20 protein-coding genes are annotated in these 21,708 nt (G+C 35.4%); 13 read left to right on the top strand and 7 right to left on the bottom strand.

What is annotated here, in order from left to right; all coding sequences use genetic code 11:
- Positions 1 to 226: 226 nt before the first annotated feature.
- Both lepB and MUA37_RS12605 read right to left on the bottom strand, forming a co-directional pair.
- Positions 227 to 826 carry a signal peptidase I gene (gene lepB, locus MUA37_RS12610; protein ID WP_262624680.1) on the bottom strand — a complete coding sequence of 200 codons (600 nt, stop codon included), beginning with the start codon at positions 824 to 826 and terminating at the stop codon, positions 227 to 229.
- A 160-nt stretch (positions 827 to 986) separates the two neighbouring features.
- Positions 987 to 1,922 (bottom strand): helix-turn-helix transcriptional regulator, encoded by a 936-nt coding sequence (locus MUA37_RS12605; RefSeq protein ID WP_204172197.1) that lies wholly within the window; start codon positions 1,920 to 1,922, stop codon positions 987 to 989.
- A gap of 80 nt (positions 1,923 to 2,002) precedes the next feature.
- Between MUA37_RS12605 and MUA37_RS12600 the strand changes: the two genes are divergently transcribed.
- From MUA37_RS12600 to MUA37_RS12590, 3 genes are all read left to right on the top strand, one after another.
- Complete coding sequence (locus tag MUA37_RS12600) at positions 2,003 to 2,644, top strand: FMN-dependent NADH-azoreductase (protein ID WP_204172198.1); 642 nt, start codon at positions 2,003 to 2,005, stop codon at positions 2,642 to 2,644.
- Between the two features lie 288 nt (positions 2,645 to 2,932).
- On the top strand, positions 2,933 to 4,177 hold the full coding sequence (locus MUA37_RS12595) for a Glu/Leu/Phe/Val family dehydrogenase (protein WP_262624931.1): 1,245 nt from the start codon (positions 2,933 to 2,935) through the stop codon (positions 4,175 to 4,177).
- 153 nt (positions 4,178 to 4,330) lie between these two features.
- Positions 4,331 to 4,756: a MaoC family dehydratase gene (locus tag MUA37_RS12590; protein WP_262624679.1), complete on the top strand. Its 426-nt coding sequence runs from the start codon at positions 4,331 to 4,333 to the stop codon at positions 4,754 to 4,756.
- A gap of 215 nt (positions 4,757 to 4,971) precedes the next feature.
- Here the strand turns inward: MUA37_RS12590 and MUA37_RS12585 are convergent, their stop codons facing one another.
- Positions 4,972 to 5,820 carry a class A beta-lactamase ARL-6 gene (locus tag MUA37_RS12585; protein WP_087587938.1) on the bottom strand — a complete coding sequence of 283 codons (849 nt, stop codon included), beginning with the start codon at positions 5,818 to 5,820 and terminating at the stop codon, positions 4,972 to 4,974.
- 89 nt (positions 5,821 to 5,909) lie between these two features.
- Between MUA37_RS12585 and MUA37_RS12580 the strand changes: the two genes are divergently transcribed.
- The 4 genes from MUA37_RS12580 (at position 5,910) to MUA37_RS12565 (ending at position 9,870) form a co-directional block, all read left to right on the top strand.
- Positions 5,910 to 7,676, top strand: coding sequence for a BlaR1 family beta-lactam sensor/signal transducer (locus tag MUA37_RS12580; protein WP_262624678.1), 1,767 nt, complete (start codon positions 5,910 to 5,912; stop codon positions 7,674 to 7,676).
- A complete protein-coding gene (locus MUA37_RS12575) occupies positions 7,669 to 8,046 on the top strand; it encodes a BlaI/MecI/CopY family transcriptional regulator (RefSeq protein WP_002509622.1) in 378 nt (125 codons plus the stop codon). Before MUA37_RS12580 ends, MUA37_RS12575 begins: the two co-directional genes overlap by 8 nt.
- A 97-nt stretch (positions 8,047 to 8,143) precedes the next feature.
- A complete protein-coding gene (locus MUA37_RS12570; RefSeq protein ID WP_262624677.1) occupies positions 8,144 to 9,193 on the top strand; it encodes an ABC transporter permease in 1,050 nt (349 codons plus the stop codon).
- A gap of 14 nt (positions 9,194 to 9,207) precedes the next feature.
- Positions 9,208 to 9,870 carry an ABC transporter ATP-binding protein gene (locus MUA37_RS12565; RefSeq protein WP_002509620.1) on the top strand — a complete coding sequence of 221 codons (663 nt, stop codon included), beginning with the start codon at positions 9,208 to 9,210 and terminating at the stop codon, positions 9,868 to 9,870.
- A 349-nt stretch (positions 9,871 to 10,219) separates the two neighbouring features.
- Here the strand turns inward: MUA37_RS12565 and MUA37_RS12560 are convergent, their stop codons facing one another.
- The gene (locus tag MUA37_RS12560; RefSeq protein ID WP_107376739.1) at positions 10,220 to 10,837 is read right to left on the bottom strand and encodes a LysE/ArgO family amino acid transporter; all 618 of its coding nucleotides are present in this window, start codon (positions 10,835 to 10,837) and stop codon (positions 10,220 to 10,222) included.
- Between the two features lie 173 nt (positions 10,838 to 11,010).
- Between MUA37_RS12560 and MUA37_RS12555 the strand changes: the two genes are divergently transcribed.
- The 3 genes from MUA37_RS12555 (at position 11,011) to MUA37_RS12545 (ending at position 14,803) form a co-directional block, all read left to right on the top strand.
- The gene (locus MUA37_RS12555; RefSeq protein ID WP_142019998.1) at positions 11,011 to 12,429 is read left to right on the top strand and encodes an aminotransferase-like domain-containing protein; all 1,419 of its coding nucleotides are present in this window, start codon (positions 11,011 to 11,013) and stop codon (positions 12,427 to 12,429) included.
- A gap of 542 nt (positions 12,430 to 12,971) precedes the next feature.
- Positions 12,972 to 14,453 (top strand): catalase, encoded by a 1,482-nt coding sequence (locus MUA37_RS12550; protein ID WP_262624676.1) that lies wholly within the window; start codon positions 12,972 to 12,974, stop codon positions 14,451 to 14,453.
- 20 nt (positions 14,454 to 14,473) lie between these two features.
- Positions 14,474 to 14,803: a PH domain-containing protein gene (locus tag MUA37_RS12545; protein WP_002509616.1), complete on the top strand. Its 330-nt coding sequence runs from the start codon at positions 14,474 to 14,476 to the stop codon at positions 14,801 to 14,803.
- A gap of 51 nt (positions 14,804 to 14,854) precedes the next feature.
- Here MUA37_RS12545 and MUA37_RS12540 read toward each other — a convergent pair whose 3' ends face one another.
- The 3 genes from MUA37_RS12540 to MUA37_RS12530 form a co-directional block, all read right to left on the bottom strand.
- A complete protein-coding gene (locus MUA37_RS12540) occupies positions 14,855 to 16,282 on the bottom strand; it encodes a YhgE/Pip family protein (protein WP_262624675.1) in 1,428 nt (475 codons plus the stop codon).
- Between the two features lie 173 nt (positions 16,283 to 16,455).
- Complete coding sequence (locus MUA37_RS12535; protein WP_002509613.1) at positions 16,456 to 16,974, bottom strand: transcription repressor NadR; 519 nt, start codon at positions 16,972 to 16,974, stop codon at positions 16,456 to 16,458.
- Complete coding sequence (locus MUA37_RS12530) at positions 16,961 to 18,067, bottom strand: cysteine desulfurase family protein (protein ID WP_232198554.1); 1,107 nt, start codon at positions 18,065 to 18,067, stop codon at positions 16,961 to 16,963. The genes MUA37_RS12535 and MUA37_RS12530 overlap by 14 nt, the downstream gene beginning before the upstream one ends.
- An 86-nt stretch (positions 18,068 to 18,153) precedes the next feature.
- Between MUA37_RS12530 and MUA37_RS12525 the strand changes: the two genes are divergently transcribed.
- From MUA37_RS12525 to nadA, 3 genes are read left to right on the top strand one after another with little or no spacing between them, the layout of a single operon-like run.
- Positions 18,154 to 19,734 (top strand): L-aspartate oxidase, encoded by a 1,581-nt coding sequence (locus MUA37_RS12525; protein ID WP_167868064.1) that lies wholly within the window; start codon positions 18,154 to 18,156, stop codon positions 19,732 to 19,734.
- Entirely contained in the window at positions 19,679 to 20,512 is an 834-nt protein-coding gene (gene nadC / locus MUA37_RS12520; RefSeq protein WP_103388609.1) for a carboxylating nicotinate-nucleotide diphosphorylase, read from the top strand. The genes MUA37_RS12525 and nadC overlap by 56 nt, the downstream gene beginning before the upstream one ends.
- Positions 20,512 to 21,612: a quinolinate synthase NadA gene (gene nadA, locus MUA37_RS12515; protein WP_232198555.1), complete on the top strand. Its 1,101-nt coding sequence runs from the start codon at positions 20,512 to 20,514 to the stop codon at positions 21,610 to 21,612. Before nadC ends, nadA begins: the two co-directional genes overlap by 1 nt.
- The last annotated feature ends 96 nt before the right edge of the window (positions 21,613 to 21,708 follow it).

The raw sequence follows: 21,708 nt of genomic DNA, 5'->3' as shown, positions 1-21,708 counted from the left end.
AGTGTAAGAGGAGCTGTGTTGTATTTTTACACAAGTCACTTTGTAACGTGCAGCAGCTAGAGAAACTATATGTTTGAATTATAGTTATAGGCAAGCATACACAACGGTCAAAATCGTAAACTTTTTATTTTGAGAATTCGCTCCTTTGTTTTATATCCAGTTGGAGTACAGTGTGTAAATCATGCAATGTTATTATGCTAAATGGCAATCAGTGCTAATAAAGCAGTTATTCTATCGCGGATATTTTATTAATTTTATCAAAAGAATCAGCATAAAAACCAAAGTCCAAACGATCTAATGGAGCATATCGCATGGAGACTTTGCCGACGACATCTTCTTTTTCAATTAAGCCTAATGAGCTACGACTATCTTTGCTAATTGCACGATTGTCACCGAGCACTAAATACTTACCTTTAGGAATAGTTTGTTGCTGATTAGCATGTTCGATATCTGCAGTATCAAAATCTTCAGTAAGTTGATTGCCAATTTTATGTTGCTTATTATAGTTGAGGTAAGGTTCTTTAACATACTGATTGTTAATATATAAGCGATCGTTTTTATAACGTACTTTATCACCAGGCATACCGATTAATCGTTTGATATAATCTTTGTCTTTAGTAGCATGGAAAACAATAACATCGCCACGACTAAAACTATCCATAGAAATGGAGAATTTGTTGATAAGTAAGCGATCATTATTTTTAAATGTTGGATACATCGAATCGCCGTTGACGTGATATTTGCTAAAAATAAATGTCGTAGCTATCCAAGCAATACTAATGCCGATAACAATTGCAATAAGCCATTCTATGACATTTTTACGCATGATGAAATAACCTCGATTTTAATATAGTATTATTAAATAATATTACCAAAAATAATAAATAACTTAAATTAATATATAAACAGTTTGAAGCGTAAGATATATTATTTTGACGATTTGTATATAAGTGCAAAGTTACTATGCTAAAAAGTGACAGTGAAGGTTAATGATAACGCGCAATAATGCTCTGCATTTGGTGTAAATAACTCTTTTTTAATTGCTCAGGATAGATAATGTCGACGTGTGTACCAAGAGACATTAAATAATGAGTCATGTAGTCTAATTCATCTATATTATAGCCGCCTACGATGTAGGGAGAACCGTCAATATATTGTAATTCCATATTAGGGTAGTGGTTTTTAGTAAATAATTCGACGCCAAAGGTTGAGAGTTTACATTTGAATGGAATATCGTGATATGTATCTTCGTATTGTGTTTGAAATTCGGCCAAAGTACTTCGTGCATAACTAGGGTGATCAGTAGTGTTAGCCTGTAGTTCTAAAATGCAATCGCAACGATAGATTCCCCACGTTTCACTTGGTATATCTAACGCACTACAAAACCAGACGCCGTTACGATAAAATAACTCATACACTTGAATGTCGGTTTCTATACATTGGTGTTGGTTGTAGCTAATATGCAAAGTGTATTCGTGAATAATCGAGTCTAAAATGTCGGACAGATAAAGCGTTTGTTGCTGTGTTGAAGCGTTATAATATTGAATAAAATCTAGAACAGTAGAAATTTCACTTTTTAATTGAGTTGGTATCGTGTGGTACAGTTTTTCTCTAATTTGTTTGTATGATTTTTCGAAAGGTGTACTAGACAACAAATCTAATGATTTTAAAGCGAAAAAAATGGCTAGCATTTCGTTGTTATTAAAGTATATTGGAGTTAATAAATTTTGAGATAAAATTTTATAACCACCATAACGGCCATTTTCTACATATAGACTTAAGCCCATTGCTTCCAAATCATTGATATCTCTGAGGGCTGTACTTTTGGAAATATTAAATTCAGACATTAGTTCTTTTAGATGAAAACTATGTTTTTGACTTAAGTATATTAACTCTTGATTTAAGCGTTCAGATTTTTTCATAATTTCTCCTTTCAAAAGTTTCGTTATTTGACACCATTGAGCGATATACTTAATTTATCAAGTTTAAAGGAGTATGTTCAATGAAAACGTTAATTATTAATGCCCATCCCGATTATCAAAATGAAACAACTTTCTCTGCTAAGCTACAACAGTTATTTTTGCAGCATTATCAAACCATCTGTCCAGCTGAAGAAGTAGAGATCTTAAATTTATATCAAACTGAAATTCCTCGTATTGAAACGACGCAACTATTAAAAATATGGGAAAAAGAAAGCCAGCAGCAAGAAATGACACGTGATGAACAAAAAATTGCGCAACGCTCGAAAGCATTAATAGCGCAATTTAAAGCCCATCATCGTATTGTTATTGTGACACCAATGCACAATTTTAATATTACTTCTCGGTTGAAAGATTATATGGATAATATATTAGTACCGCGACAAACCTTTAAATATACTGATACGGGTTCAGTAGGTTTAATGACTGATGACTATCAGGCATTGCTACTTCAAGCAAGTGGTTCGGTGTACACTAATGATGATCGTTATACAGCTTTAGAATTTTCATATCATTACTTGAAAGGTATGTTTGAAGAAATAATGGGATTTGATGCTTTGCATATTGTGCGTGCCCAAGATACTGCTACGACAGATGAAGCAACTGTAATGCAACAAGCAGCTAATGACTTAACAACACCACTATCTACTATGTATAATATATAAATATAGCGTGCGTAACTAAGCTTTATTAAAGTGATGTTACGCATTTTTATGCTCTTTGATGAATTATTAAAGATATATATGTTATTGTATATAATTATTATGATTATTTGTAGTCTAGTTTACATTTGACGATTTTAATAGTAAAATGATGATTCCGGCTTTATTTACTGAATTTTCTAACTATTAAGTTAATTTTAGTAATGCCAAAATTTCATTGTTAAAGGCAATGTTATTTCAAAAGAGAATGAAAAGTAAAGTAATAAATTAAGAAAGAGGCGAGATGTGAATATGACAGAAAATAGTAATTTAGTATCTTCTACACAAGAAATTATAGAAGAAGCTTTACATAATTTAGGTTTTGATAACGGTATGTTTGATTTAATAAAAGAACCATTAAGATTTCTAGAGGTACGAATTCCAGTGAAAATGGATGATGGTACTGTAAAAACATTTACAGGTTACCGTTCACAACATAATGATGCTGTAGGACCAACGAAAGGTGGTATTCGTTTCCATCCAGATGTTACTAAAGAGGAAGTAAAAGCACTTTCTATGTGGATGACTTTGAAAAGTGGTATTGTCGATTTACCTTACGGCGGTGGTAAAGGTGCAATTATTTGTGATCCACGTCAATTAAGTCAATTAGAATTAGAACGTTTATCTCGTGGTTACGTTCGTGCAATTTCTCAGTTTGTGGGGCCAGATAGTGATATTCCAGCACCAGATGTTTATACAAATGCACAAATAATGTCGTGGATGATGGATGAATATAGTAAAATCAGTCGAGCGAATGCATTTGGATTTATTACTGGTAAGCCAGTTGCGCTTGGCGGTTCTGAAGGAAGAGAACAAGCTACTGCATTAGGTGCTGTAATTACTATAGAAGAAGCAATTAAACGTTTGGGACGTGACATTAAAGGTGCACGAGTTGTAGTGCAAGGTTTTGGTAATGCTGGTAGTTTTATTGCAAAGATTTTGTACGATAAAGGTGCTAAAATTGTCAGCGTTTCTGAAAGTTTAGCTGGTGTATATGATGCGAATGGACTAGACATTGATCGTTTAATAGAATTGCGTGCTGAACATGGACGCTTTACTAATGTGATTGATGATACTATTTCTAATGATGAATTGTTAGAAGTAGATTGTGACATTTTAGTTCCAGCAGCTATTGCGAATCAAATTACAATTGATAATGCACATAAAATTAAAGCAAGTATCATTGCAGAAGCTGCGAATGGACCAACAACTAAAGAAGCAACACGTATTTTAACTGAACGAAATGTGTTATTAATACCGGATGTGTTAGCTAGTGCTGGCGGTGTTACAGTATCTTATTTCGAATGGGTGCAAAATAAGCAAGGCTTATATTGGTCTCAAGAAGAAGTTAATGAGCGCCTAAGCGTGAAGATGGTAGAAGCGTTTAACACGATTTATGATTTAGCGCAAGATCGTAACATTGATATGCGTCTAGCGGCTTATGTTATAGGTGTGAAACGTACTGCAGAAGCAACTCGTTTCCGTGGTTGGGCATAAACAAATGTCTTAAAACCTATATTGTGTTTATAATTACATATAAACACAATATAGGTTTTTTATTATTGCCCTTAATAACATAAGTGGCTTCTCTATATATAATGAAATTTTGATACACTTGTAGGTAATAACTAAACGTAAGGAGAGACGAGGATGAATTTAGATGCGTTTCGCATAGGTGACACATATACTACGCAAAGCTATACAGTAACAGAAGCAGATATTATGGAATTTGCACAAATGTATGATCCGCAATATATGCATATTGATAAAAACCAAGCAGCAGATACGCGCTTTAAAGGTATCATTGCTTCGGGCATCCATACATTGGCATTGACTTTTAAATTATGGGTAGAAGAAGGTAAATATGGTTCAGAAGTTATAGCAGGAACTGAAATGAATAATGTTAAATTTATGAAACCTGTTTATCCTGATGATCGCCTATATGTCATAGTGGAAGTCATCGATAAAACTCATATGAAAGAGACTACGGGGAGACTGACGGTTGCGTTAAATACTTATAATCAAAATGAGCAGAAGGTATTTGCAGGTGAAGTGACGGCCTTAATGCATCGTTAAATATTAATAAATATAGGCAGCTGCTTAGTCGAAGCATTGTAGTATGATGTTGGTGGGTATGTGTTCTTAATAATCAAAACAAGGTATGAAAATAGAGCTGGGACATTAATCATGTTCCAGCTCTAAGTGTTGTTGGTTAGTGTAAATATTTAAATAATCAGTTGCGATACAGTAGTGCATAATTAATAAATATTTGTCTGCGTAAATTCTTAAAGTTAATCGAGCTGATGTATTGCATGACGTGCTGCTTGTGCAACTAACTCATCTTGTGGTTGTGCGTCTTGTTGCTGATGTTTCGTAAAGACGACTAAAATAATTGGTTTTGTTTGATGTTTTGGATAGATGACGGCAACATCATTACGCGTGCCATAAGTTGTACCTTGGCCACTTTTGTCACCTACTTTATAACTGTTAGGGACACCTTTTTTGATTAAACTCTCACCTGTTTTATTGTTCAACATTAAATTTTGTAAAAACTTACGCTGTTGTGGTGCAACGGCATCTGTTGTTAATAGATTTTGCAAATTATGGGCAGTAGCACGAGGTGTTGATGTATCTGCCGTACTTTGTGGATCATAGTTATTTAATTCGGGTTCATAACGTTGTGGGTTTGTTGTTGTATCTCCGAGTGCTTGTAAGCGAGACGAAAGCTGATCCAGACCACCGAGTTGTTCCATTATGATATTGCTAGCAGTATTGTCACTCTGTAACATAGCAGCGGAAATGAGTTGACGTAGGGTCATTGTTTTTCCAACATATTGTTCAGTAACAGGTGAATATGCCACGATATCTGATTCTTTTATTGTTACAGTTTTGTTTAATGCTTCAGGAGAATTTTGCTGTAATAATAACCCACTCGTAATGGCTTTAAAAGTTGATGCATAAGCAAAACGGGTATCAGCGTTGTGCGAATAAGTTTGTCCAGTAGCAGTATTAATGCCATAAACACCTACTGTGGCATCATTTTTATGTTCTAATTTAGTTAAACCTTGCGCTGAAGCAGTAGCAGTTGTGTAAGCGAAGCAAACACAGAGTAAGACAAAGATAGTAAAAAACTTTTTCATAGTTACCTCCTAAATATTACAAATGTAATCTTCGTGAATGATTATATTACACTTGTAATATTTAAGTCAAGCAAGTATCATGGGAAATAATGAAAGAGGTGAATGTGCGAGTGTTGAAATTTGTAATATTGAGTACATTAAGTGCGGTAATAGTTTATGCTTTTTTATATTTATTTAAAGCGATATGTACGAAATACTGGCATAGCACTATAAGCTATAAAATGTGGTATTTAGTTTACGTAGCGATGTTTATACCATTATTACCTCAACAGTGGATTAGAGGATTAGTGAGCTCGCACAAACAGGGTGATGTTGGTCAATCTGCAACTACAACAGGAGCAACGAGTACACCCAATGCTTGGTCGCAAACAAAAGATTATGCTTTAAATACAACGCAAATGAATTGGGAAGCTATTACTTGGCTTGTAACGACATTGTGGCTTATAGGCGTGTTTGTAGGGGTTGTGTATTTTGTGCGTGGTTGTTTACAACTGCGCAATTTGGTGCGCTCAACAGTATCGATTAGCGAGGGTGAAAGTTTAAATATAGTAAAGTTACACAGTGCTCATAAACGCATATCTGTAGCAGAGAGTCCTCTAGTGGAAACTCCTGTTTCATTTTGGTGGGGAGGTTATTGGATTATTATACCGACCAATATGGATCAACGCTTTAGTGCACAAGCATGCAAATATATGATGCTACATGAACTAGCGCATATTCAACGCAAAGATCCCTTACATGTATTGTTTATTAACTTATTAACTAAATGTTTTTGGTTTAATCCCATACTTTATTATGTGCGTCGCCATATGAAAAAAGAATGTGAATTGATTGCAGACCAAAAAGTATTAACTCAATTGCAACCAGCAGAGTATAAATTATATGGACAGACACTTATCGCTAGTACAATGTCTAGAGTACAAAAAGAGCACAGTATCTATGTTCAGTCATTCAGTGGAAAAAAAGTAGAACTAAAACAAAGAATATTGCAAATCAAAAATTTTCATAAACAGACACACCGCCGTTTGCTTTTGATGATAGGTGTAGTACTATGTTCTAGTTTATTAATAGTCCAAATACCTTTAGTAGGCGCACAAGAAAATGCTAATGGACGTTACACAAAGGCATTAGATAATTTAAGACACATAGATGAACATGAACATTTTCGCCAATTAGAAGGTTCTTTTGTATTATTTGACCAGCAACGACAACAGTACGCTGTTTATAATGAGGCAGGGAGTAGAGAACGCTTTGCACCGGATTCGACTTTTAAAATATATTTAGCGCTGTTTGGATTAGATCAAAAGAAAATATCAGCACAACACTCTACAAAACAGTGGCAAGGTGAATCATATCCTTTTGCTGAATGGGAACGTGATCAAGATGTCCAGAGTGCTATTAGCTATTCAGTAAATTGGTATTTTGAACAACTGAATAAACAATTGGGTAACCAAGAGGTGCGTAACTATCTACAAAAGTTAAATTATGGTAATGAAACGTTGAGTAATGCATCTGCATACTGGCAAGAAGATGCCCTCAAAGTTTCTAATTTAGAACAAGTGAAAACTTTAGCAACGGTAAAACAACAACAGTTAGACTTTCGCGCAAGTGATGTTGCTTATTTAGATACATTGCTACATGAACAAGACTATCAAAAAGCGCAACTCTATGGGAAAACAGGTACTGGTAAAGTAAATGGCAAACTACAAAATGGTTGGTATACAGGATATGTGACAACAGCTAATAACACATATTACTTTTCAACACATGTACATGGAGCAGCAAATGCATCAGGAACACAAGCTAAAGCTATAAGTAAGGCTATTTTGAAGGAGAGAGGAATAATTAATGACTGAGAAAGCACCTGATATTTCAAATGCAGAGTGGGAAATTATTAATGTCTTATGGACACAGTCCCCCTTATCTGCGAATCATATTATTGAGCAAGTACAACAGTCTAAAGCGTGGAATGAAAAGACGATACGTACATTAATTACGCGTTTATATAAAAAAGGACTGTTATCTAGGGAAAAACAAGATGGCGTTTATCAGTACACACCAACAGTGGAGGAAGATTATATGAAATATGAAAAAACTAAAACGTTAGTTAATCAACTCTATGGTGGTGATGTGAAATCCCTAGTATTAAATTTCGTTGAACAAAAAGAATTAAATGAACAAGACCTTCAAGAATTACATGATTTATTGGAAGACCTTGATAAATGATAAGTTGTTGACGTGTAATACTGATGCGTAACTATAAATGTTTTAGTAGAAAGTGTAAGATGGAGAAGCAGCAATTAGTAAGTAGAAGAGGTGAGTTATGTTTTTAGCTTGGAATGAAATCAAACGCAATAAATTAAAATTCAGTTTGATCATTGGTGTGTTAATTATGATAAGTTATTTACTGTTTTTATTATCGGGTTTAGCCAATGGCTTAATGAATATGAATAGAGAAGGCATAGATAAATGGCATGCTGACGCTATTATTTTAAATAAGGATGCAAATCAAACAGTGGAACAATCGTTGTTTAACGCAGATGATGTGAAAGGTACGTATGATAAACAAACGACATTGAAACAGACAGGTGTTATTGCGTCTAATGGTGATGTCGAAGAAAATGCATTGCTTTTTGGTGTGACAAAAAATAGTTTTCTAATGCCTGATTTGATTGATGGTCGTCAAGCCACAGCCGATAATGAGGTTGTCGGTGATGAAACATTGAAAACAAAAGGCTTTCAAATTGATGATACTTTAACGTTATCGCAATCGGACGAAAAGTTGAAAATAGTTGGTTTTACTGAAAGTGCTAAATACAATGCTTCACCAGTACTATTTACGAATAATAATACAATAGCAAATATCAATCCGAAATTACAAAATGACCAAACTAATGCAGTCGTCGTTAAAGATGATAACTGGTCGTCACAGCAACTAGAGAATGATAAAGAAGCGGTGTCTATAGATAACTTCATTGAACAATTGCCAGGCTATCAAGCACAAAACTTAACATTAAACTTTATGATTACGTTTTTATTTGTTATTTCTGCTACTGTTATTGGTATTTTCCTATATGTGATTACATTACAAAAAACACATTTATTTGGTGTTTTAAAAGCACAAGGATTTACGAATAGTTACTTGGCACAAGTAGTAGTAGCACAAACGTTTATATTAGCTTGTATCGGCACGGTTATAGGTTTAGGATTAACGTTACTAACGAGTCTCTTTCTACCTGAAGCGGTACCGGTGAAGTTTGAAGTTTTAACGTTACTCATTTTTGGCATCGTCTTAATCTTAGTATCATTACTAGGTAGTTTGTTTTCAATTTTATCTATTAGAAAAATTGACCCATTAAAAGCGATTGGGTAATAGGAGGATACAGTATGCTAATTTGTGAGAATGTCTCGAAATCATTTAAAGATGGCAATCAGATAATAGAAGCGGTCAAACCTACTAGTATTACGTTTCAACAAGGAGAATTAAATGCCATTGTTGGCCCATCTGGTTCTGGTAAAAGTACGTTTTTAACTATAGTAGGTGCTTTACAAACACCGACATCTGGAGAAGTTACTATTCAAAATCAAGCTATTTCTATGATGAATCAAAAACAACTTGCACGTACACGGTTACAAGAAATTGGATTTATTTTACAAGCGACGAATTTGGTGCCCTTTTTAGATGTGAGTCAACAGTTCAAATTATTACGTAAACAAAAACAAGAGGTTATGTCTCAAAGTGAATATAACAACCTGATGACTCAGTTGGGGTTAACAGGCGTGCAACACAAATTACCAAGCGACATCTCAGGTGGTCAAAAACAACGTGTAGCTATAGCCAAAGCCTTGTACACTAAACCATCCGTAATTTTAGCTGACGAACCAACAGCAGCTTTAGATACCGAAAATGCGATTGCTGTCATGGAGATTTTACAGCAACAAGTGAAAGCACTGAATAAAACTTGTATTGTTGTGACACATGATGAGCGCTTAACAGAGTATTGTGATCACGTCTATCATATGGAGGACGGCGTACTTACAGAAAAGTAAGGTACTAGGAAATACTTTTCTGTGGAATAGCCTTGTATTCTGGACTTTTAATTTAATGACAAACAATAATTAAGTGTTCCGGACATAAATATACCTGACTAAAAATAAACGTCAATTTCTATTGAGAAAATATAGAAATTGACGTTTATTTTAGTTTTATAAAATTTTGTATACTTAATGATATTAAGAAATAACCAAGTTCTTGGTTAACTTATTGTACTAATTTTTTAGCGTGCTGACGCCCGAAGGGAAATAGTGTGAGAATACATGCTAAGGCAGTGCCCGCGGAATGCGTGCACAGAAACTGCCAACAAAGTCAGAGACTTTATATATCTTGTTATAGATGTCATTACGATAATAAACGAATTATATTATTAATAATGATTATGCTAACAATTAACACAATAATACTCGACACTTTATTCAACAGTAAGATGTATTTACCAGTCTTATCTATTGAGCCTAGTAATTTTCCCAGTATAGCTAGTAAGATAAACCATAACCACGATACAAGAATAGTAGCCAGACTAAATAATAGTTTATCTGAGCCAGTATAGACTGATGCGCTAGTGCCAATTACACCAATAGTATCCATGATGGCATGTGGATTCAATAATGATACGGACAGCGCAAACCCTATTTGTTTTTTAGCTGACATTGAGTGTTGTTGAGCCAAATTATTTGGTTGTTCATGCCAAAGTGACCAAGCCATATAAAATAAAAATATCAAGCCGATAATATAGATAACTAATTGTAATGCAGGTAAAGACATTAAAACTAACGAAACGCCCAAAATCGCTAAGATAATAAGTAACGTATCACAAAGACCGGCAGTGACGATGACAGGCACGGCATGTATTAATTTGCGATGGTTTGCCCCCTGATTAAAGACAAAGACATTCTGTGCACCTAAGGGTAAAATGAGCCCTAAAGCGAGTAAAAAGCCGTGTAGTATAGGTTGTAACATAATATGCCTCTACTTTCATGAAGTATTTTAAACCGATATAAACCAACCAGATTGGATGGTTGTAGCTATAATGGAATGTGAATTATAGCTAATATGGTTATATGATACAATAACTATTATTCAAATAAACCAACCAGTTGTGAATTAAAATCCCAACCAAGGGAGAGTGCAAAATGAAGCAAGCAAAGTACCAATATATTGTTGATGATATTTTAGCGCAAATGACTGACAATAGCTTACGGCCAGGAGATAAATTACCTAGTCAACGTGTACTTGCGCAACAGTATCGAGTTAATCGTTCTACAATCATAGAAGCATTTGATATTTTGGAAAGTTACGGTGCAATAGATCGCATCGAAAAACGTGGTGTCTACGTTTCGCAGTACAAATGGAATCAATATGTTAAAGATAATATACGGTGGCATGATTATTTTGGCCATAGCAGGTCACAAAATAATCAATATTATATTCGCAAAATTAATGAGTTAGAATTTGATACACACTTAATACGCACGGGAACTGGTGAATTAGAACCAGAATTAATCCCTAATGATTTGTTTAAAGAGATAATCGCACAAGATGTGGAAGGCGCGTTAACAACTAATTACGAACCACCGAAAGGGAAATTAGCTTTACGTCATGCTGTTGTCGAGCATTTGGCACGCAAAGGCATTAGTTGTAATGTTGAGCAAATTTGTATCGTGTCAGGTGCGTTACAAGGGTTGAAGTTAATTGCCGATGGTTTATTAGTACCACAGTCTAAAGTATTAATTGAAACCCCATCGTATATTAATTCTGTGCATACGTGGCATAGTATGAAAGCAAAGATGTTACCGATACAAATAGAAACAATAGAACAACATATTAATCATATTTTTCGTGCAAATAGTGAGTATAAGCATAGTATATTTTACTGTATTCCAACGTTACATAATCCTACACAACATACGTACAGTAAGACACAAAAGCAAAAAATTATTAATCAATGCCAACAACAAGGTATACCTATCGTTGAAGATGATGTGTATGGTGATTTATGGTTTGAGGGTGACAGACCGTTACCAATGAAGGCGCTCGACAATAACGATAATGTATTATATTTAGGAAGTTTATCCAAAACGGTAAGTCCTGGTTTGCGTGTAGGTTGGATTGTCGGTGATGAGCGTGTCATTAGTCATTTAGCAGATTTGAAAATGCAAAATGACTATGGTGCCAGCTCTATAGCACAATTTATCGCCCAAAAGTGGTTAACAGAACCTAAATATTATCATAATCATTTAATACAATTACGGCAGAGATTACAGCGTAAAAGTGCACATTTTATTCAATGTTTAGAAACATATCTAGCTGATTGTGGTACATGGCAACAACCTCAAGGCTCTTTTTATATTTGGTTTCAGCTGACGGTACCTATAGATATGAAAACACTATTCAACCAAGCGCTTGAGCAAGGATTAATTATTTATCCAGGTGAAATTTATGACAATGAAGCCAAACTATATTTACGTTTTTCTTACGCCTATATCGCTGAACAAGATATGGAGCCAGCCATTCAATGTTTGGCAGAATTGATAATGCAGCATCAACATTAAGGGCAAATGACCTATTTTGTGAAAATGAGGAGCTCCATGTTGACTGTTCTTTTTACTATTATTTGAAAAATGATATTTTACACTATCAAGAGGCTAGGACAATATTGATTCGTCCTAGTCTATTTTCATATGGGCAGTAGCTGACTGTATTGAAAATGCGCTTCAAATCAAGTTTTTTTCAATACTAGTCATCCTTGCCGGGGTGGGACGACGAAATCATTTTTTCAAAATCAGATTTCTGTCCCACTCCCTTTTGTTTAGACGTTAATTATAATTATCATTTATATCTAATGATTATCAATTTAATCAACAAATTAATATAAAATTATCGACAATACAGGAAAAGTTGATATAATAGATTATAATAATTACAAAAAAGTAATTGTTATAAAGTGTGTAACTAATGAGCTATTATGTGTGACGGTTAAAGCACAAAGTGGAGCTCATAGTTATAGCTTTAAATATGATTACACGTAAAGTGTACACGCGACACATCGTTATCATAGAGACATCAATATATAGAATCGAGAAGGAGTATAGAGATGAATAATAAATTAACAGGTTTATTCGGGACACCCGTTTCAGATAGAGAAAATAGTATGACAGCTGGTCCAAGAGGGCCTTTAGTAATGCAAGATTGGTATTTCTTAGAGCAAATGGCACATTTTGATAGAGAAGTAATTCCAGAACGTCGTATGCACGCTAAAGGATCTGGAGCTTTTGGTACGTTTACTGTAACAAATGATATTACGCAATATACTTGTGCAGATATCTTTTCAGAAGTTGGTAAACAAACAGAAATGTTTGCACGCTTTTCAACGGTAGCTGGTGAACGTGGTGCTGGTGATGCAGAACGTGATATCAGAGGTTTTGCCTTGAAGTTTTATACTAAAGAAGGGAACTGGGACTTAGTTGGTAATAATACGCCAGTCTTTTTCTTTAGAGATCCTAAGCTATTTCCAAGTTTAAACCATGTCGTGAAACGAGATCCAAAAACAAATATGAAAAACCCACAAAGTAATTGGGATTTTTGGACATTGTTACTTGAAGCATTACACCAAATCACTATTTTGATGACTGATAGAGGTATTCCAAAAGGTTATAGACATATGCATGGATTCGGCTCACATACATATTCAATGTATAATGCTGAAGGCGAACGCTTCTGGATTAAATTCCACCATAGATCTCAACAAGGTATTGAAAACTTTACAGCAGAAGAAGCAGAACAAGTTATAGCAAAAGATAGAGATTCATCACAACGTGACTTGTTTAATGCTATAGAAGAAGGGAATTTCCCTAAATGGAAAATGTATATTCAAGTTATGACAGAAGAACAAGCACGTAACCATAAAGATAATCCATTTGATTTAACTAAAGTATGGTATAAAGATGAATACCCATTAATCGAAGTAGGAGAATTTGAGTTGAATCGTAACCCAGAAAACTACTTCCAAGATGTAGAGCAAGCAGCGTTTGCACCAACTAATATCATTCCTGGTTTAGATTTTTCTCCAGATAAAATGTTACAAGGTCGTTTATTCTCTTATGGTGATACACAACGTTATCGTTTAGGTGTGAACCATTGGCAAATACCAGTCAATCAACCTAAAGGTGTTGGCGTCGAAAATATTTGTCCATTTAGTCGCGATGGTCAAATGCGTATTTTGGATGGCAATCAAGGTAGCAGTACACATTATTATCCAAACAGTTACGATGCCTTTCAAGATCAACCACAACACAAAAAACCTGCATTAGAACTGGAAGGCAGTGTTTACGAACATGATTTCCGTGAAGATGATGATAATTATTTCGAACAACCTGGGAAACTATTCCGTTTATTATCAACAGAACAACAACAAGCATTATTTTACAATACCGCAAATGAAATGGCACCCGTTACTGATGAGTTGAAACATCGTCATATTAGACATTGTTATAAAGCAGACGTACAATATGGTCAAGGCGTTGCACAAGCAATGGGTATAGACATCAATGACGTAGATCTAGAAAAAGCAGATTAATCTATAGATGAGGTGAGAGCATGATTTTAGATAATGTAAATCCGGATGATTTATATCCTACAGAAACAAAAGGACCAGCAGTACTAGGTGACATGCCTTATACGATACAAGGTACAGAACATATATACCAAGGTGCATATATTGCAACGAATGAACGTTTAATTTTAAATGTAGATATGGATGGTCAATTTTATTATAGAAGTATTCGTTATGATGAATTACAACATATTTCACATGATGAGTCTTCAGTAGAATTACGTTTTGATATCGGTGCCTTTCCTATTTCTAACATTGAAAAAGGGGATATAGCAGCTTTTGTTGACTATGTAAAAGCACAAGCACAACTGTAAATAAATACAAAAAGCTTAGCAATCTGTCGTGGATTGCTAGGCTTTTTTTAATTAATCTAATGTTTGAGTTTTAGGGAATTTGTATTTCATCATCCAGCTAAAGAATAGCACGATCAATGATATAACAATTAAAATAATAAGATATATCACTGCATCATGATATGGTATTGCTCCTGTGAAGCCGAAGATACTTTCTCTAATTCCTTTAATCACATAAGTCATAGGTAAGATAGGGTTAAGGAATTGGAAAAAGCCATTCGACGTTTCAATTGGGAACGTACCTTCACTTGAACCTAATTGTAAGATTAATAGCATTAAGGCTAAGAACTTACCAACATTGCCTAATAGTGTTGTTAATGTAGTGACAAGGAACATAGAAGCTAAGCCCCATAATACAATTAAAGTTATAAATCTTACAATATCATCGATTTCGATTTGGAATACAAAGACAAGGAACAGTGTTAGGATAGCACTCGTTACAATACTTTGAATGAGGTATAGCAAGAATTTACTCATAAACGTTTGACCAACAGAATTGCGTGTTAGCATATTTTTGCCTACAGGGTAGACTGCACTGAAAGTTATAGCGCCGACAAATAAGCTCACAGCAATAATGTATGGTGCGAAACTTTGACCATAGTTTTCAACTTCAGTAACATCTTGTTGCTTCATATTTATTGGATCTGCAACATACTCTGCATTTTTTTCTTCAAAATGTGTATCTGAAGACTGTTGCATATTTGCTTTAAGGTTATTATTTAATTTTTCATTGTTTTCTTGTAATGAAGCTAAACCGTCAGTCACTTGGGTATTGCCTTGTGCAATTTGACCTACTGCATTTGGGTTTAAAGGTTTCAGTTGTTCTAAACCAGCTTGCACTTGTTGGTTACCATCTATCAACTGTTGTTCAGCATTATTCATGTCATCTAAGGCTTGGATTGTTTGTTCATTACCTGCGATTAACTTTTTCATATTGCTGAATACTTCCTTAGTATAAGTGCTACGAATTTCATCGCTTAATTTTTGTTGGATACCTGTTGCTGATTGGCCACCGATATTAGCACCGATATAATTATATCCAGGATTAGTTTTCACTGTGATATTAGCTTTTTCGGGTTGTTCATCTAATAGTGTGCTTGCTTTTTTAGAAGTGTTTGCCGGTATCTCTATATAAGCAAAGGATTTACCTTTATCAATATTTTCTTTCGCTTCTTTACTGTCTTCATGGAATTGCCAATCGAAGTTATCATCATTCTTTAATTTATCTTCGAGTTTATTACCAATATTAATCTCTTCGCCATTAATTTTAGCCCCATCATCTTTATTGACAATATCTACAGTTAATGACTTTGTTTCATTATATGGATTCCACATCGATCCGATAAATACAGCGCTATAGATTAACGGTATTAACGCTATAGCAATCATAGAAACGAGTTGGAAAGGATGTTGTTTTAAATATTTTAAATCTGCAAACATAATTGATCGTGTCTCCTTTATATGGTTGTGCACCTTGTATATAATACATTTTTAGTTTACAGGGGTCAACAACTTTGCGTAATTAAATTTAACAAAATTAAAACACTAAAAGAACTGTGTTGACGGGCCAGTATATGGTAACGCTAACACAGTTTTTTAGTGCAATAGTAATTTTAGTCAACGATAAAGGCGTGCTGTTTTAAATCAGTGATCGCATTGTCTAAAATTTTTTCGGTGTGTGCAGAAATGGTATGTAAATGCACGCCTTGCGTAAGATTAGCGAGCATTTGACCTTGGTATTTCGTCATTTGTGTTAAAAATTGTTGTAAATCTTCGTTAGTTTCAATCATTAATTTTGCTTTGATGGTGCCATAAACAGGATGGTCTATAGCTACATCATCTATCATTGCCCCGTTATCTAAAATGATTTGTAATTCTTGAGCCATCCTATCGCGTGTATGTTGGCAGGCGATGACACGTTTGAATGATTTACCTTGAGGTTCTTGATTGAGGATATAACCTTTACTTGTGGCATGTATAGTATAATCTTGTGATTTTAGTACCGAAATATCTTTGACGATAATTTGGCGAGAAACAGCAAAGTGTTCGCTAAGTTGTTTGCCACTCAGCGGTGTAGTAGCTGATTCAAGTAAATGTAAGATTTGAGCTCTACGCTTATTAGGTGTATCCATAGCTTTCGTCTCCTTGAATAAGTGTGTGTAAATGTTGGAAACACGTCGCAATATCTTGTTGAGTCGTATATTTTGAAAATGATAAACGTAAATATTGGTCGTGTACATGATTAGGTATTGTCTTTATTTTAACCTGTAAACCGTCACTTAACAACATACCATGACCACAAGCGGTACCGGTAGATACACAGATGTTTTTACTGGCGAGATACTGCATGACATATTGCCCTTCGAATTGCGGTGAGAGGAGCGCTAAAATATGTGGCGCAGTTTGATCGTACTCAATAGGAGTGAAACCTGAGGCTATCGCTTGTTGTAGTGCAAAAGATTTGATTTGACTAAGATAATCGCTATGTGTATCCATAGATAGTGCTTTAGTCATCGCAACTATACTTGGTGTATCTATTGTGCCATTTTGTGTCGCAGATTCATGTAAGTAATGGCTGTTTAATGGTTGAATGTAACTATGGTCTATCAATAAAAATCCTGCACCTTTCGTACTGTGAAATTTATGACCTGAACCTACATAAGAGGTAATAACATCTAATGTGAGGTTCGGTACTTTGGTAATTGCTTGTACGCCATCGACATGGACCGGAATAGCAAATTGGTGCGCTAAAGTTGCAATTTCACTAACTGGTAAAATATATCCTGTTTCTGAATTAACATGCTGCATGATAATCAAGGCAACATCATCTGTTAATAGATGTTGTGTTGCACTGACATCAATAGCACCGTCTGCTGTCAAAGGTAGCGTCACGATATTAAAAACATCTTCGTAAGGTGCTAATGCTGCAGCGATTGATGGATGTTCATAAGGCGATACTAAAATTTGGGTTTTTGTTGTATGCTCCAAATAACTGCGGATAGCAATGTCATTAGCATGAGAGCCACTGCGCGAGAAAATAACTTCTTTATCAGTATGAAAGTATTTTTGAATATAGTAACGACATGATTGTAAAAGCTGTGAGACATGTAAACCACCCACATGTAAACTTTCGCTATTATAAAAAGCGTTGGTTTGTGTATCGTTGAAAATCGTTAATATTTGAGAATCAGGTTGTGTAGTTGATGCATTGTCTAAATAAATCATAGGCTTACCTCACTTGTATTATAATCGGAAATATGTAAATATATGTGTATACTAAATGTAACATAAGTGTAAAGTTAGGTGTAAACATGAAAAGAATTATTTTAATTGGCAGTGGTCTTGCTGCGCTATCTTTTATTGAAGCATTAGAAGAAGATGTACACGTTATTTGTCTTACTAAAGACAGTAAAACTACAAACAACAGTTATTTAGCTCAAGGAGGTATTTGTTTTTCAAAATACGAACATGACTCTGGTGCATCACATGCGCAAGACACATATGAAGCTGGTCATCTTTTAGGTGACCAGCGTGTGATTACGTCGATGATTTGCGCCAGTTATGAAGCTATTCAAAAATACATAAATCAAGGTATCAACTTTGATCGACAAGTAGACACTCACGATTTTGACTGGGCTTTAGAAGGGGCACATACGGTACCACGCATTTTACATATAGGAGGAGATCGTACAGGGTACGGCTTAATGCAACATCTAACAGCATGCCTGACTCGACATTCGCACATCACTACTTATGAGCAAGCTGAAGTCATTGATTTAGTGCATGATAGAGACGGCAAGATATGTGGTGTCTATATGTTTGATCAGAATAACGAATTGCAACAAATATTAGGACATGAAGTTGTATGTGCAACCGGAGGATATAGTAATATTTTTCGTCATAATTCTCATGCTGCGTCGACAGTCAGCTCGGGTCATATTATTGCTTTTCATCATGGGGTGCCATTACGGCATATGGAGATGATTCAATTTCATCCTACATTATTAGGTACGCCAACCAACAATTATGGCTTGATTTCTGAAGCGGTTCGAGGAGAAGGCGGTATTTTAAAGAATGCACAAGGCGTTCGCTTTATGGATGATTATCATCCTTTGGGTAGCTTGGCACCTAGAGACATTACAAGTAGGGCGATCTTCGAACAGCACCAACAATGCTATATAGATATTCGTCAGGTACGGGGTTTTAAGCAAAGATTTCCCGGGATATATCAACAAGCACAACGCTATTGCTCAGATGATTATTCGCAAGGATACCTACCAGTAACTGTTGGTGCACATTATACAATGGGGGGTATTAAAACAGACCTAGCAGGCCGTACAAATTTACCTCATTTTTATTGTATTGGTGAAGCAAGCAATACTAACTTTCATGGTGCGAACCGTTTGGCAAGTAATTCTTTATTGGAAGCTATTGTAATGGGGCAACATTGTGCTGCAGTGATTAATCAACAGCCCAGCCGTCCACTCGTAGATCCTCAACCGTCGTTAGTGCAGATACCTAAAATTTCTGAGGCTGTGTTAAAACCACTACAAGCAGAAAGCGAGGCTATACTTGGGATTGAACGACATGGAGCGTGTATGACAGGTTATTTAACACGTTTACATCAGGCTTTAGAGCAAGCTGAGCATATCACTCTAACTCAACTTACACCCACATTGTGGCAACGCTATGTCAGAGTAAAAATGTTAGAAATCATCTGTGAAGCTGCCTTACATCGTACAGAATCTCGAGGTGCACATTATCGGTTAGATAAACCAAAGATGCAAACAGCATTACAACAAATAGACATTGAAATTGTAAAGGGGGAAGACATGCATGCTCAACATATTAAGCGTACAAGAGAAAATCAAACAGTTTTACCTGGAAGATAATCATTATGGTGACTTAGCAACGAGTATTTTTGACACAACACAACGTGGCACTATGAATCTAATTGCCAAAGAAAGCGGAATATTTTGTGGTGAGGTCATATTACATAATAGTTTTACATTGTTAGAACCAGAAATAGCTATTGAGTTATATATTGATGATGGCGATCAAATACAACATGGACAACATATTGCTAAGATTAGCGGCAAAATACAAACGTTACTCACTATGGAAAGAATTGTCTTGAATTTAATTCAACGCATGTCCGGTATAGCAACTAAGACACACCAGATGGTTGAGCTTATTCAGCATACATCAGCACAATTAGTTGACACTCGTAAAACTACTCCCGGATTGGGCATGTTTGAAAAATATGCGGTACGCGTTGGGGGTGGGGTAAACCATCGTCGCACACTTAATGATGGAATTATGTTGAAAGATAATCATATCGCAGCACAACAATCATTAAGTACAGCAGTGGCTATGGCACGTCAATTGCAAGGACCGATGGATAAAATCGAAGTAGAAATAGAAGATGAAACGATGCTACAAGCAGCAATAGCAGCAGAAGTTGATGTGATTATGTTTGATAATCGACAACCAGCATGGATTGCGGAACAACTGTCACATGTACCAAAACATATCAAAACAGAAGCTTCTGGTAATATTCAACAACATAATATTGTAGCTTATGCCGAAACAGGTGTGGATTATATTTCTGTAGGTTCACTCTTTTATGCGACACACGCACTCGATATTTCAGCAAAGGTGGTTTTATAATGTTTAATCCAATATTAACGGATGCACAAGCGTTACCAGAATACTATTTACAACTTTCAAATCAAGAATTAGAAGAAAAAATTTGGCGTATTAAGGAACAATTAGGGTCACAGTTGTTTATGCCAACCCATCACTACCAAAAGGATGAAGTTGCACAATTTGCAGATGTTATGGGAGACTCATTAGAATTGGCAAGAATTTGCCGCACGAATACTGAAGCGCGTTATTTTGTGTTTAATGGTGTACATTTTATGGCGGAAACTGCAGATATTTTGACGTCTGAGGATCAACATATATATTTGCCTGACTTGTCAGCTGGATGCTCGATGGCAGATATGGCAAACATTACACAGGCACAGTATGGCTATCATTATTTAACAGAAATGTTAGGAGATAATATTTTACCGTTAACATATGTTAATTCTACAGCAACAATCAAACAGTTTGTGGGTGAACATGGAGGGTCATGTGTGACCAGTGGCAATGCAGCTACAGTCATACAATGGGCTTTGGATCAAGGGCAGCGTATTTTATTTTTGCCAGATCAACATTTAGGTCGTAATACTGCCTATCAGCTTGGTGTGGATTTAACCGAAATGGCCGTATGGAATCCTTTGACTAAGAAATTAGAATACGATGGCGATGGTGACAATATTAGAGTTATTTTGTGGAAAGGTCATTGTTCCGTACATGAAAAGTTTCATGTTAGTCATATTAAACAAGCACGTCAACGTAACCCACACGTGAATGTTTTAGTACATCCAGAATGTACATTCGATGTGGTCCAAGCAGCAGATTATGCTGGTTCGACTAAATATATCATTGATAAATTAAATGATGCACCACAAGGGAGTGAATGGGTCATCGGTACAGAAATGAATTTAGTAGAGCGTTTGAAAAAGCAACACCCTGAATTAAATATTCGTTCATTGAATCCGTTGATGTGTGCGTGTTTGACGATGAATCGCATAGATTTACCACATCTCGCATGGTGTCTGGATAAAATTCAACAAGGTGATTTATCGAACCGTATCGCAGTCGATAGTAACGTAGCATATAGTGCCAAACAAGCTTTAAATCGAATGTTAGAATTAACCTAATATAAAAAAATCAGCACCGTTCTCAACTCTGAGAACGGTGCTGTTGTATTAATGCATAGAACTTGTGTGACTGTATGGTTGTTCTGAGCATTTATA

The sequence above is a fragment of the Staphylococcus arlettae genome (genome assembly GCF_025560845.1).
Taxonomy (GTDB): Bacteria; Bacillota; Bacilli; order Staphylococcales; family Staphylococcaceae; genus Staphylococcus; species Staphylococcus arlettae.
This window is presented reverse-complemented; position numbering and strand designations above follow the sequence as displayed.

Bases quoted from the DNA above. Each gene is read 5' to 3' on its own strand.
- MUA37_RS12540 (WP_262624675.1), bottom strand. From the start codon at position 16,282: ATGTTTGCAGATTTAAAATATTTAAAACAACATCCTTTCCAACTCGTT.
- MUA37_RS12600 (WP_204172198.1), top strand. From the start codon at position 2,003: ATGAAAACGTTAATTATTAATGCCCATCCCGATTATCAAAATGAAACA.
- MUA37_RS12570 (WP_262624677.1), top strand. From the start codon at position 8,144: ATGTTTTTAGCTTGGAATGAAATCAAACGCAATAAATTAAAATTCAGT.
- MUA37_RS12595 (WP_262624931.1), top strand. From the start codon at position 2,933: ATGACAGAAAATAGTAATTTAGTATCTTCTACACAAGAAATTATAGAA.
- MUA37_RS12525 (WP_167868064.1), top strand. From the start codon at position 18,154: ATGAAAAGAATTATTTTAATTGGCAGTGGTCTTGCTGCGCTATCTTTT.
- MUA37_RS12605 (WP_204172197.1), bottom strand. From the start codon at position 1,922: ATGAAAAAATCTGAACGCTTAAATCAAGAGTTAATATACTTAAGTCAA.
- MUA37_RS12585 (WP_087587938.1), bottom strand. From the start codon at position 5,820: ATGAAAAAGTTTTTTACTATCTTTGTCTTACTCTGTGTTTGCTTCGCT.
- MUA37_RS12545 (WP_002509616.1), top strand. From the start codon at position 14,474: ATGATTTTAGATAATGTAAATCCGGATGATTTATATCCTACAGAAACA.
- MUA37_RS12560 (WP_107376739.1), bottom strand. From the start codon at position 10,837: ATGTTACAACCTATACTACACGGCTTTTTACTCGCTTTAGGGCTCATT.
- nadA (WP_232198555.1), top strand. From the start codon at position 20,512: ATGTTTAATCCAATATTAACGGATGCACAAGCGTTACCAGAATACTAT.
- MUA37_RS12565 (WP_002509620.1), top strand. From the start codon at position 9,208: ATGCTAATTTGTGAGAATGTCTCGAAATCATTTAAAGATGGCAATCAG.
- lepB (WP_262624680.1), bottom strand. From the start codon at position 826: ATGCGTAAAAATGTCATAGAATGGCTTATTGCAATTGTTATCGGCATT.
- MUA37_RS12580 (WP_262624678.1), top strand. From the start codon at position 5,910: ATGAAAGAGGTGAATGTGCGAGTGTTGAAATTTGTAATATTGAGTACA.
- nadC (WP_103388609.1), top strand. From the start codon at position 19,679: ATGCTCAACATATTAAGCGTACAAGAGAAAATCAAACAGTTTTACCTG.
- MUA37_RS12550 (WP_262624676.1), top strand. From the start codon at position 12,972: ATGAATAATAAATTAACAGGTTTATTCGGGACACCCGTTTCAGATAGA.
- MUA37_RS12575 (WP_002509622.1), top strand. From the start codon at position 7,669: ATGACTGAGAAAGCACCTGATATTTCAAATGCAGAGTGGGAAATTATT.
- MUA37_RS12535 (WP_002509613.1), bottom strand. From the start codon at position 16,974: ATGGATACACCTAATAAGCGTAGAGCTCAAATCTTACATTTACTTGAA.
- MUA37_RS12555 (WP_142019998.1), top strand. From the start codon at position 11,011: ATGAAGCAAGCAAAGTACCAATATATTGTTGATGATATTTTAGCGCAA.
- MUA37_RS12530 (WP_232198554.1), bottom strand. From the start codon at position 18,067: ATGATTTATTTAGACAATGCATCAACTACACAACCTGATTCTCAAATA.
- MUA37_RS12590 (WP_262624679.1), top strand. From the start codon at position 4,331: ATGAATTTAGATGCGTTTCGCATAGGTGACACATATACTACGCAAAGC.